Below are 11,782 nucleotides of genomic sequence, written 5' to 3' on the forward strand. Positions count from 1 at the left end.
GCCGTGGCGCGTAGTGCCACTCCTGTCGCCGATGCCGCGACGCATATGAGGACGACTCCGACCGGGCCCCGTCGTGATGGCCATCTCCGTGGCCCGTTGGTCGCGGAGGAGGGGTGAGCGGTGCTCGCTGAACGGTTGTGTGGAGCGGCGGGGTGTGTGCGGGCTGGGCGGCGGGTTGCCAGGAGGTAGAGGGCGGTCAGGGCCGTTGCCCCGGCGAGGATGTAGGTGAGGTACGCGGGCAGGCCGATGGTCGCGGCGGCCGTGATCCACGTGGCGAGTGCGGGCGCTAGTAGGCGGAGGTCATGGGTCATACGCGGACCATCGGCTTCAGGTCGGCGAAGCGGCGGGCGCCTATGCCGCTGACGTCCTGGAGCTGTTCGACCGAGCGGAATCCGCCGTGCTGGGTGCGGTGGTCGACGATCCGCTGGGCGAGGACGGGGCCGACGCCGGGGAGATCGTCCAGCTGCTCGGCGGTGGCGGTGTTCAGATCGAGCGGGGCGGCGGGCGCCGCGGAACCGCCAGGCGCCGGGGGCGGGGCGGCGGCGATGGGCGCGAGGCCGCGGACGCCTACCGGGATCTGTTCGCCGTCCACCAGTTTCCGGGCGAGGTTTAGGGCGCCGGTCTTCGCGCCGGGACGCACCCCGCCGGCCGCCTTGATCGCCTCGGCGACCCGGGACCCGGACGGCAGGGTGATCACTCCGGGGCGCCTGACCTTGCCGAGGACGTGCACGACCACCGGCGGGCCGGACGCCGGGCTCGCGGACGCGGCGGGCCGGACCTCGGCGAGGGTGGCGCTCGGGAGCGGGCCGGCGGAGGGCTGCGGGCGCGGGCGGGCCAGCCACAGGTAGCCGGCGGCCACGACGGCGGCGAGCACGCCGATCAGGACGAGGATGCGGACGTTCGACCGGTCGGGCCCCGCCCGTAAGCGGGCCGACGGCGGTGTCTGGGGAGGACGCAGCCGCCCCATCAGGGCGTCCAGCCGGTCCCGCGTGTCGGTTCTCATATCGAGAGACGTTAAGCGGGCTCACAGCCCGGCGCTCACGCCCCGGAAATTGTGGATAACTCTGGGATCGCCGCGCAGCCTCAGCGGTTCAGAGGTGGGGGGCCACTACCGCGGCGATCATGCCGGGGCCGACGTGGGCGCCTATGACCGGGCCGACCTCGCCGACGTAGACGTCCTGGACGTGCGGGATGCGTTCGCGGAGCCGGGCGGCCAGGGATTCGGCGCGGGACGGGGCGCCGAGGTGCTGAACGCCGAGGTCGACCCGCCGGTCGCCCGCCTCGATGACCGCGAGTTCCTCCAGGCGGGCGAGGGCGCGCGTGGAGGTCCGGACCTTCTCCAGCGGTTCGATGCGGCCGTCCGCGATGTCGAGGAGGGGTTTCACCATGAGCGCCGAACCGAACAGGGTGGCCGCGGCGCCGATCCGTCCGCCGCGCCGTAGGTGCTCCAGGGTGTCGACGTACAGGAGCGACCGGGTGAGTTTGGCCCGGCGTAGAGCGGCGTCCGCTGCCTGCTCACCCGTCCCGCCGGACAGGGTGGTGGCGGCAGCGGAGAGCACGGCGAAACCGAGACCCATCCCAATGGTTCCGCTGTCGACGACCCTTACGGGAACGGGTGCGTCATCGGCGGCGAGCCGTGCCGCCTCTACTGTCCCGGACATGCGCGCGGATAGGTGAACCGAGACGACCTCGTCGGCGCCCGCGTCCGCGACGGCTTTGTAAGCGTCGGCGAAGCGGGCTGGAGAGGGACGGGACGTAGTGATGTCCGGTGCTTCGGCAGCGATGAGGTCGCCTTCGTCCCAAACGGTGCCGGCGACGGCGATCTGCAGGGGGACGACGGTCAGCGCGTGCCGTTCGGCGAGGCCCGGCGGAAGGTAGGCGGTCGAGTCCGTGACGACGGCGACGACGCTGACCATGGGGGGACGCTACCCCGCGAGATGCGCGTCAGGGCTGGACGGGCACGCCGCCGCGCCAGATCCGCAGGGCGCGGAGGCCGAACGCCCACGCGAACGCGCCCTCGTGGTCGGCGTCCCACAGGACGATGTCGGCGAGCATGCCAGGCGCGAGGGATCCGCGGTCGCCGACGCGGAGGGCCGCGGCGCCGCCGAGGGTGGCTGCGCGGAGCGCCTCGGTGACGCTGAGGCCGAACATGGCGACGGAGAGCCCGATGACGAGGGGCATGGACGTGATGCCGCACTGGCCCGGGTTGTGGTCGGTGCCGAGCGCGACGGTGACGCCGCGGTCGAGCATCTGCCGGACGGGCGCGGGCGCGCGGCTGCTGTTGAGGGCGCTGCCGGGGCAGACGGTGGCGGTGACGCCGGCGTGGGCGAGTGCCTTGATGTCGTCGTCGTTGGCCTGGGTGAGCAGGTCGGCGGACGCGCAGCCGACCTCGGCGGCGACCTGGGCCGCGCCGACGCGCTCGTTGGCGCAGGCGTGCATGCGGGCCTTCAGCCCGGCGCGCTTGCCGGTCAGCAGGAGGGCGCGGGCCTCTTCGGCGGTGAAGTGGCCTTCGTCACAGTAGACGTCGATCGAGTCGGCTCCGGCGACGGCGGCGTCGCCCGCCCACAGGCGGACGGCCTCGATGTAGTCGCGGCGGCGGCCGAAGAACTCGGGCGGCAGGATGTGCGCGGCGAGGAACGTCGCGTGGATGCGCGGCATGGCCGGTTCGCCTTCGAGCGACCGCAGCATCCGGATGTCGGCGAGTTCGCCGTCGCGGGTGAGGTGGTAGCCGGTCTTTGCCTCGACGGTGGTCGTCCCAGCGAGGATCCACTGGCGGAGCCGTTCGCGGACGCCGTTGCAGAGCGTCCACGGGTCGGTTCCCCGGGTGACGGTCACGGTGGAGTTGACGCCGCCGCCCGCCGCGGTGATGGCGGAGTGGGACGACCCGCTGGTGCGCATGGCGAGTTCGGCCCAGCGGTTGCCCGCGTAGACCGGGTGGGAGTGCGCGTCGATGAGCCCTGGCGTGACCAGGCCGCCGCCGAGGTTCTCCACGTGGTCGACGTCGACGATGTCGTCGATGATGCCGGGGACGCGCTGCGGCAGGTCGGACGCGGGCCCGGCCCAGACGATGCGGTCGTCGTGGATGAGCACGGCCGCGTTGCTGCAGACGTCGGTGCCCGTCCAGAGCCTGCCGATGTTCGTCAACAGCCGTACGGTCATAGGGTCACCGACCCGGGTGGGGCATGGCGCGCATCAGCGCGGAACCGGGCGCCGTGTGGCGAGGATGCGGGCCGCCTGCCCTCTTTCCCATGGTCGGACCTGCCGTGCGTGTGGGGCGGGCCACTTGCTCTCGATCTCGCGCTGGACCTGTCATGCGTGGGCCACCTGCTCTCGATCCGAAACGCCGACTGGGTGCCGGCGACTCACCGTCGGTGGGTCGGGTGGCCGGACGACCACCACTGGCAACGAGACCGGAGATATCGGTTTCGTCACGGTAGTGCACTGAAGGCCCGCCCGACAACCTTTGATCGCAGCGCATCGACAGCCATCACCCCGCCCCTTAGCTCTACGACCGTACGGATTTCAACCTGACCGTCAAGCCGATTGGGAAAGCTGTCACCGTTCAGCGACCAGGATGAACCTGGGGACGGCTTCCAGACGCGTCAGAACGCCGCCATGGATGGGACCGAAACCCGTTGCCGCGCCCGGAACCCTCCCGGCCTGGGCCGTCAGGATCCCGGGCGGCTGCCCCGAAGCCTCATCGTCAGGCGGTCGGCGCCACGGTTTCGTAGCGGGACAGCTCTCCGGCGAGATCCGCCGGCATCCTGGCGTGGAGCATCGTACCCTCGGCCAGGTGCTCCTGCTTGAGCACCTCGCCGCGCTCGTGCACCTGCGCGACGAGGTCGCCGCGCTCGTAGGGCACCACGACGTGCAGCTCGCTCTCCAGCCCGGGCAGGTCGGCCTCGATGGCCGCGCGCAGCTCCTCGATGCCGAACCCGGTGCGGGCGGACACGACGACGCTGTGCGGCTCCCGGCGCTGGAGCCTGGCGATCGCGAGGTCGTCGGCCGCGTCGGCCTTGTTGATCACGACGATCTCGGGGATCCCGTCGGCGTCGATCTCCCGCAGCACCTCGCGGACGGCGTCGAGCTGCGCCTCGGGGGCCGAGTCGGAGCCGTCCACCACATGGAGGATCAGCCCGGCGTCCGTGACCTCCTCCAGCGTCGAGCGGAACGCCTCGACGAGCTGGTGCGGCAGGTGCCGGACGAACCCGACGGTGTCGGCGAGGGTGTAGGCGCGCCCGCCGGGCGTCTCGGCGCGCCGGACGGTCGGGTCGAGGGTGGCGAACAGCGCGTTCTCCACCAGCACCCCGGCGCCGGTGAGCCGGTTGAGCAGGGACGACTTGCCCGCGTTGGTGTAGCCGGCGATGGCGACGGCGGGCACCGCGTGGCGGCGCCGCTCGCCGCGCTTGGTGTCGCGCGACTTGGACATCTCGGCGATCTGCCGGCGCAGCTTGGCCATCCGGGTGCGGATCCGCCGCCGGTCCAGCTCGATCTTGGTCTCGCCGGGGCCGCGGCCGCCGATCCCGACGCCGCCGGCGGCGCGCCCGCCGACCTGCCGGGACAGGTTGCCGCCCCAGCCGCGCAGCCGCGGCAGCAGGTAGTCGAGCTGCGCGAGCTCGACCTGCGCCTTGCCCTCGCGGCTCTTGGCGTGCTGGGCGAAGATGTCGAGGATCAGCGCGGTCCGGTCGATCACCTTGACCTGGACGGTCTCCTCCAGGTGCCGCAGCTGGCTCGGGGCCAGCTCGCCGTCGCAGATGACGGTGTCGGCGCCGGTGGCGATGACGATGTCGCGCAGCTCCGCGGCCTTGCCGGAGCCGATGTAGGTGGCCGGGTCGGGGCGGTGCCGCCGCTGGACGAGGCCCTCCAGCACCTCGGAGCCCGCGGTCTCGGCGAGGAGCGCCAGCTCGCGCATCGAGTGCTCGGCGGCCTCGGCGGTGCCGTCCGTCCATACGCCGACGAGGACGACCCGCTCCAGGCGGAGTGCGCGGTACTCGACTTCGGTGACGTCGGTCAGTTCGGTGGACAGGCCCGCGATGCGGCGTAGTGCCCGCCGGTCCTCTAGGTCGAGTTCGCCCGTCATGGGCTCGTACTCGGCTTCGTCCCGGGTGGTCTCGTCCCGAGTGTCGAACTCGGTCTGATCTGCAGAGAAAGGCTGAGTCATATGTCCTCTGTGCAACGCCGCGATGCGGCTATGTCTTCCCGACGATCGTCTCACGCACCGTCCCCCGTGGTCACGCGGTTATCCGCGCCATCTGGGGCAACCCCCGCTTTGACCCTGCTCGGCGCCGCCGAGTAGCGTTCTCCACATAACAGAAGTCGAATTTCGCTATACGAAATCGGAGAAGGGAAGGCAGATGGCTGGACTTGACGGCGTCGAGATCACCGGACCCCTCGGCGATCGGTACGAGGAGATCCTGACCCCCGAGGCGATCGGCCTGCTCGCCTCCCTGCAGCGCGCGCTCGGCGCACGGCGCGTGGAGCTGCTGGCGGCCCGCGCCGAGCGCCAGCGCGCCCTCTCCGCGGGCGGCACGCTCGACTTCCTGCCCGAGACCGCGAGCGTCCGGGAGGACGACTCCTGGCGGGTCGCCGCCCCCGCCCCCGGCCTGGCGGACCGCCGCGTCGAGATCACCGGCCCGACGGACCGGAAGATGACGATCAACGCGCTGAACTCCGGCGCCAAGGTGTGGCTGGCCGACTTCGAGGACGCCAACACCCCCCTCTGGGACAACATGATCGAAGGGCAGCTCAACCTGCGGGACGCCCTCGACCGCGCCATCGACTTCACCGACGAGAAGAGCGGCAAGTCCTACGCGCTCAAAGACGACGCGGAACTCGCGACCATCGTCGTCCGGCCGCGCGGCTGGCACATGGAGGAGAAGCACCTGCTCGTCGACGGCGAGCCCATGTCCGGGTCGCTGTTCGACTTCGGCCTGTACTTCTTCCACTCCGCGCGCCGGCAAATCGCCAAGGGCAAGGGGCCGTACTTCTACCTGCCGAAGATGGAGAGCCACCTTGAGGCGCGGCTCTGGAACGACGCGTTCAACCTCGCCCAGGACGCGCTGGACGTCCCGCGCGGCACGATCCGGGCGACCGTCCTGATCGAGACGATCCCGGCCGCGTTCGAGATGGAGGAGATCCTCTACGAGCTGCGCGACCACTCAGCGGGCCTGAACGCCGGCCGCTGGGACTACCTGTTCTCCGTGATCAAGAAGTTCCGGGACCGGGGCGCCGACTTCATCCTCCCCGAGCGGAACGCGATCACGATGACCGCGCCGTTCATGCGGGCCTACACCGAGCTGCTCGTCCGGACCTGCCACAAGCGCGGCGCGCACGCGATCGGCGGGATGGCGGCGTTCATCCCGTCCCGCCGCGACGAGGAGGTCAACAAGGTCGCGCTGGAGAAGGTCCGGGCCGACAAGACCCGCGAGTCCGGCGACGGCTTCGACGGCTCCTGGGTCGCGCACCCCGACCTCGTGCCCGTCTGCCGGGAGGTCTTCGACGGTGTCCTCGGCGACCGGCCGAACCAGCGCGACCGGCTGCGCGAGGACGTGCGGGTGTCCGCCGCCGACCTGCTCAACATCAAGGCGACCCCGGGCGAGATCACCGAGGCGGGCCTGCGCAACAACATCGACGTGGCGCTGCGCTACCTCGCCACCTGGCTGGACGGCGCGGGCGCGGTCGCGATCCACAACCTGATGGAGGACGCGGCGACCGCGGAGATCTCCCGCTCCCAGGTGTGGCAGTGGATCTACAACGGCGTCGAGACCGCCGAGGGCAGGAAGATCACGAAGGAGTGGGTCGGGGAGCTCCTGGACGAGGAGCTCGCGAAGATCAGGGAGGATCTCGGACAGGCGTACAACGAGCCCCGCTACGTCCAGGCCGTGGCCCTCTTCAAGGACGTGACCCTCGCCGACGAGTACTCCGAGTTCCTCACCACCCCCGCCTACCAGCGCTTCCCCTGATCGGCGTCCCCGCCGATCTTGCGGCGGGAAGCGGGGCGGAGGAAGGTGGAGTGATGGAAGCGGGACTCGCGGTGCTCGGCACGCGGCTGGAGGGGCTGCTCGGGGCCGGGCGGGTGATCACCGACCCGGTGCGGCTGCGCACGTACGAGTGCGACGGCCTGACCAACCACCGGTCGACGCCCGCGATCGTCGTGCTGCCGGACACCGCCGAGCAGATCGCCGCGATCGTCCGGGAGTGCGTGGCGGCCGGGGTGCCGTACGTGGCGCGCGGGTCCGGGACGGGCCTGTCCGGCGGGGCGCTCCCCCGGGCGGACGGCGTGCTGATCGTCACGTCGCGGATGCGCCGGATCCTGGAGATCGACATTCCGGGGCAGCGGGCCGTCGTGGAGCCCGGCGTGATCAACCTGGACGTGACGCGGGCCGTCCGGTCGCAGGGGTACTACTTCGCGCCTGACCCGTCCAGCCAGCAGATCTGCTCGGTCGGCGGGAACGTGGCGGAGAACTCCGGCGGGGCGCACTGCCTGAAGTACGGGTTCACCGCGCATCACGTGCTGTCCTGCGAGGTCGTCACGCCGGACGGCGAGATCGTCGAGCTGCCGGCGGACGGCCCGGGCTACGACCTGCTCGGCGTGTTCGTCGGCGCGGAGGGCACGCTCGGCATCACCACCAAGATCACCGTGCGGCTGACGCGGGTGCCGGAGACGGTGCAGACGCTGCTGGCCGCGTTCGGGTCGATCGAGGCGGGCGGCGGCGCGGTGTCGGCGATCATCGGCGCGGGCGTCGTCCCGGCGGCGATCGAGATGATGGACGCGCTGTCGATCGAGGCGGCGGAGGCGGCGGTGCGCTGCGAGTACCCGCCGGGCGCGGGCGCGGTGCTGATCGTGGAGCTGGACGGCCCGGAGCCGGAGGTGGCGGCGCAGTTCGCCGAGGTGGAGCGGCTGTGCCGGGACGCGGGCGCGTTCGAGATCCGCATCGCCGCGGACGACGAGGAGCGGGCCCTGATCTGGAAGGGGCGCAAGTCGGCGTTCGCCGCGGTCGGCCGGATCAGCCCGGCCTACATCGTCCAGGACGGCGTGATCCCTAGGACGGCGCTTCCGGAGGTGCTGGCGAGCATCGACGCGTTGTCGGCCGAGTCGGGCGTGCGGGTCGCGAACGTGTTCCATGCGGGCGACGGAAACCTGCATCCGCTGGTCCTGTTCGACGACGCTGAGCCGGGCGCGGAGGAGCGTGCGGAGGCGGTTTCGGGCGCGATCCTCGATCTTTGCATCGAGCACGGCGGCTCCATCACGGGCGAGCACGGCGTAGGGGTGGACAAGTCCCGCTACATGCCGCGCATGTTCACTGACACTGACCTGGACACGATGCAGATGGTCCGCTGCGGTTTCGACCCTGCCGGGCTGTGCAATCCGGGGAAGGTGTTCCCGACGCCGCGGCTATGCGGCGAGGTGCCCGGCGTGCGCAGGGGCGCCCACCCGTACGAGGGAAAGGCGGACCTTTTCTGATGCGGCCCCTGGACGCTCTGGCGAAGGTCTGCGGCGATGTAAGGCCCGGTGAGCCTGCGGAAGGCGTGCTCGGTGTGGAGCCCGCCCTGGTCGCCGCGCCGGAGAACGTGACCGAGGCCGCCGACGTCATGCGCGTCGCCGCCGAAAATGGGCTGGCTGTCGTCCCGCGCGGTGCCGAAACCCGTCTCGACTGGGGCGCGCCCCCGGAACGGTGCGACTTGCTAGTCGACACTCACCGGCTGGACGGTCTCATCGAGCACGCCGCAGGGGACCTCGTGGCGAAGGTGGGGGCGGGACTGCCGATGGACCGGCTCGCCGAGAAGCTCGCAGAACGTGGTCAGCGGCTCGCGCTAGACGTTCCCCTGCCCGGTTCTACAGTCGGCGGCACTATCGCTACGGGCGCGGCGGGGCCGCTGCGTTCGCTCTACGGGACGCCCCGCAACCTGGTCATCGGGCTGACGATCGTCCGGGCGGACGGTCAGATAGCGCGTTCCGGCGGGAAGGTCGTCAAGAACGTCGCCGGATACGACCTTGGCCGCCTCTTCGCCGGCTCGTTCGGAACTCTCGGGCTCATCGTGGACGCGACGTTCCGTTTGCACCCCGTTCCTGCGGCCACGGCCTATGTGGTCTGCGCTGTGAGCGGTCCGGAGGACGCGTATGACGCCGTCCAGACCGTCCTTCACTGTGCGGTGGCGCCGAGTGCGGTGGAGTACATCGGCCCGGGAACTGTCGCGGTGCTTTTGGAGGGCGTCCCGGACGGTGTCGCCGCGCGCGCTCGTCAGACCGCAGACCTCCTAGGCGAGAACGCCGAAATCACGGAGACCGCACCGGACGGCTGGGGACGGTACCCGGACGGCACCACGCTCATCGACATCAGCGCCCCGCCGCCCGCCCTCCGCGACCTCCTCACCCTGCTCGGCCCGGATATCGCCGTAAGCTGGAGTGGTAGCGGGCACGGCCATGTGGGCCTCCCCGCCGAGTCGACGCCAGACGAAGTAGCCGACGTCCTAGGACGCCTACGGGACGCGCTGGGGCGGCACCGTGGCGGCGCCGTCGTCCGCTACACGCCGGAAGAGGTGCGCGGCGAAATCGACCTGTGGGGCCCGATTCCGGCGCTCGCGCTGATGCGGCGCGTGAAGGACCAGTTCGACCCGGACCACCGGCTGTCCCCGGGCCGTTTCGCGGGAGGTATTTGATGAGCGCCGAGGACGACCTCCCAAATCTTCTGAGCGACTGCGTGCACTGCGGTTTCTGCCTGCCCACATGCCCGACGTACGTCCTGTGGGGCGAGGAGATGGACTCGCCTAGGGGCCGCATCCACCTCATGCAGCAGCACGCTGACGGAACACCGCTCAGCGACCCGATGGTGGAGCATTTCGACCGCTGCCTGGGCTGCATGGCATGTGTGACGTCCTGCCCGTCCGGTGTGCAATACGACCGGCTGATCGAGATGACCCGCGCAGACGTCGAACGTGAGCACGATCGTCCGCTGAAGGAACGTGCCATAAGGGAAATGGTCTTCCAGCTGTTCCCCTATAGGCGGCGGCTTCGTGCTCTACGCGGCCCCCTGCGCGCCTACCAGAAATCGGGTCTGGAACGGCTCGTCCGACGTAGCGGCCTCTTGGAGCGTATTTCGCCGTCGATTGCTGCGATGGAACGGCTAGCACCGCCCCTGGGCAAGGCACCGAGACTGCCTGAACGGGTAGCGGCGCGAGGGGAACGCCGCGCCACGGTCGGAATGCTGACCGGCTGCGTGCAGGCCGAATTCTTCCCCGGCGTCAACGCGGCCACCGCCCGCGTCCTGGCGATGGAGGGCTGCGACGTCGTCATCCCCAGGGACCAGGGGTGCTGCGGCGCACTGTCCATGCACTCCGGCCGCGAGGACGAGGCCCGCGCCTTCGCCCGCCGGACGATCCAGATGTTCGAGGCCGTCGACGTCATCGTGGTGAACTCCGCGGGCTGCGGGTCGGCGATGAAGGAGTACCGGGCGCTGCTCGCCGACGATCCGGCCTGGTCGGGACGCGCGGACGCGCTGTCGTCCAAGACCCGTGACTTCGCGGAGTTCCTCGCCGATCTCGGGCCGCGCGCCGAACGCAAGCCCGTTCCCGTCACCGTCGCCTACCACGACGCGTGCCACCTGGCGCACGCGCAGGGGATCCGCAGCCAGCCGCGGGCGCTGCTCGCCGCGATCCCCGAGCTGGACGTCCGCGAGATCGCCGAACCGGACATCTGCTGCGGCTCCGCCGGGACCTACAACCTGTTCCAGCCGGAGGCAGCCGGAGAACTCGGCGACCGCAAGGCGGTGAACGTCGACGCCACCAGAGCCGAACTACTGGTCGCCGCCAACCCCGGCTGCTCGATGCAGATCGCCACCGCGCTCCGGCGGCGCGGCGCGGACATCGCCGTCGCGCACACCGCGCAGGTCCTGGACGCCTCCCTGCGGGGACTCGGTCGCGACGCGCTCGTCGCGCGCGATTCGTAAGCCCCTGACCAGGAACATCGCCGATCCGGGCGTCCGGTATTCTGTCCGACTGCTTGAGACAGGACGCGCTTACTGAGCCGGAGGCAGGCCCGAGGGAGCACGCAGAACCATGGCCACCAGCTATCGACCGCACCGGTCGCACCGCCGAAAAAAGAAGAGCAACGCGGGGAGGCTCGGGCTCGCCGGGGCCCTCGCGGGAGCCGTGGGCATCGCCGCCGTGGCCGCCGGGATCGTCGTCCTCCGGCCGGACGCGGACCCCGGCGAGGGCCCCGCCAAGCCGGCGTCCGCCGGTCAGGGCGGCGGCACGGGGGCGCAGGGCCCGTCCGTGCCCGCCCCGAAGGCCGGTCCCCCGGTCGGCTTCATGACGCCGGAGGGCTACGGCTACAGCCTCGCCGCCGTCAAGGCCGGGACGGATAAACAGCCGCTCGGCGCCACCGCCGCCCCGCCGTCCGGGACGACGTACGCCTACGCCGACTACGTCCTCACCAACAGCCAGCGGCGGCCCGTGCTGCTGGACTATCCGGCCGACCTGTTCCTGCCGAAGGCGCGGGTCCCGTCGTCCATGCGGGAGCGGTGCATGCCGCAGCCCGGCATCCCGGACGACATGTGCACGCTCCCGAACCACAGCAAGATCACCGCCAGGGTCGGCGGGGCGAAGGCGCCCGTGGACGAGAACGGCAGCACGATGATCCCGGCGGGCGCGTCGTACGTGGTGCGGATCGCCACCGAGCTCCCGGTCAACGACGACGTCTCCGCGGACGACCTGCGGCTGTACGTGTGGAACGCGCGGTTCACCAACGACCGCAAGGGCATCCGGCTCGCGTTCCCCTAGACGT

At 71.1% G+C, this 11,782-nt stretch carries 9 protein-coding genes; 5 read left to right on the plus strand and 4 right to left on the minus strand.

From position 1 onward, the window contains the following. Positions 1-307: 307 nt before the first annotated feature. From ACH35V_RS10465 to hflX, 4 genes are all read right to left on the minus strand, one after another. Positions 308-1,003, minus strand: a complete 696-nt coding sequence (locus tag ACH35V_RS10465) for a helix-hairpin-helix domain-containing protein (RefSeq protein ID WP_395971637.1) — start codon at positions 1,001-1,003, stop codon at positions 308-310. 88 nt (positions 1,004-1,091) lie between these two features. Continuing rightward, positions 1,092-1,916: a DegV family protein gene (locus ACH35V_RS10470; protein ID WP_395971638.1), complete on the minus strand. Its 825-nt coding sequence runs from the start codon at positions 1,914-1,916 to the stop codon at positions 1,092-1,094. Between the two features lie 28 nt (positions 1,917-1,944). After that, complete coding sequence (gene hutI / locus ACH35V_RS10475) at positions 1,945-3,159, minus strand: imidazolonepropionase (RefSeq protein WP_131967882.1); 1,215 nt, start codon at positions 3,157-3,159, stop codon at positions 1,945-1,947. 544 nt (positions 3,160-3,703) lie between these two features. Continuing rightward, on the minus strand, positions 3,704-5,161 hold the full coding sequence (gene hflX / locus ACH35V_RS10480; RefSeq protein WP_395971639.1) for a GTPase HflX: 1,458 nt from the start codon (positions 5,159-5,161) through the stop codon (positions 3,704-3,706). 193 nt (positions 5,162-5,354) lie between these two features. Here hflX and aceB point away from each other — a divergent pair, with 193 nt between their 5' ends. From aceB to ACH35V_RS10505, 5 genes are all read left to right on the plus strand, one after another. After that, positions 5,355-6,962: a malate synthase A gene (gene aceB, locus ACH35V_RS10485; protein ID WP_395971640.1), complete on the plus strand. Its 1,608-nt coding sequence runs from the start codon at positions 5,355-5,357 to the stop codon at positions 6,960-6,962. A 53-nt stretch (positions 6,963-7,015) separates the two neighbouring features. After that, the gene (locus ACH35V_RS10490; protein ID WP_395971641.1) at positions 7,016-8,464 is read left to right on the plus strand and encodes an FAD-linked oxidase C-terminal domain-containing protein; all 1,449 of its coding nucleotides are present in this window, start codon (positions 7,016-7,018) and stop codon (positions 8,462-8,464) included. After that, positions 8,464-9,660 (plus strand): FAD-binding oxidoreductase, encoded by a 1,197-nt coding sequence (locus tag ACH35V_RS10495; RefSeq protein WP_395971642.1) that lies wholly within the window; start codon positions 8,464-8,466, stop codon positions 9,658-9,660. Before ACH35V_RS10490 ends, ACH35V_RS10495 begins: the two co-directional genes overlap by 1 nt. After that, entirely contained in the window at positions 9,660-10,946 is a 1,287-nt protein-coding gene (locus ACH35V_RS10500) for a (Fe-S)-binding protein (RefSeq protein WP_395971643.1), read from the plus strand. The genes ACH35V_RS10495 and ACH35V_RS10500 overlap by 1 nt, the downstream gene beginning before the upstream one ends. A gap of 109 nt (positions 10,947-11,055) precedes the next feature. Further along, positions 11,056-11,778: a hypothetical protein gene (locus ACH35V_RS10505; protein WP_395971644.1), complete on the plus strand. Its 723-nt coding sequence runs from the start codon at positions 11,056-11,058 to the stop codon at positions 11,776-11,778. The last annotated feature ends 4 nt before the right edge of the window (positions 11,779-11,782 follow it).

This window comes from Actinomadura sp. 1N219, from assembly GCF_044326405.1.
In the GTDB taxonomy this organism is placed as follows: Bacteria; Actinomycetota; Actinomycetes; order Streptosporangiales; family Streptosporangiaceae; genus Spirillospora.

Coding starts and splice junctions, on each gene's coding strand:
- ACH35V_RS10465 (WP_395971637.1), bottom strand. CDS start 1,003: ATGAGAACCGACACGCGGGACCGGCTGGACGCCCTGATGGGGCGGCTG.
- ACH35V_RS10470 (WP_395971638.1), bottom strand. CDS start 1,916: ATGGTCAGCGTCGTCGCCGTCGTCACGGACTCGACCGCCTACCTTCCG.
- hutI (WP_131967882.1), bottom strand. CDS start 3,159: ATGACCGTACGGCTGTTGACGAACATCGGCAGGCTCTGGACGGGCACC.
- hflX (WP_395971639.1), bottom strand. CDS start 5,161: ATGACTCAGCCTTTCTCTGCAGATCAGACCGAGTTCGACACTCGGGAC.
- aceB (WP_395971640.1), top strand. CDS start 5,355: ATGGCTGGACTTGACGGCGTCGAGATCACCGGACCCCTCGGCGATCGG.
- ACH35V_RS10490 (WP_395971641.1), top strand. CDS start 7,016: ATGGAAGCGGGACTCGCGGTGCTCGGCACGCGGCTGGAGGGGCTGCTC.
- ACH35V_RS10495 (WP_395971642.1), top strand. CDS start 8,464: ATGCGGCCCCTGGACGCTCTGGCGAAGGTCTGCGGCGATGTAAGGCCC.
- ACH35V_RS10500 (WP_395971643.1), top strand. CDS start 9,660: ATGAGCGCCGAGGACGACCTCCCAAATCTTCTGAGCGACTGCGTGCAC.
- ACH35V_RS10505 (WP_395971644.1), top strand. CDS start 11,056: ATGGCCACCAGCTATCGACCGCACCGGTCGCACCGCCGAAAAAAGAAG.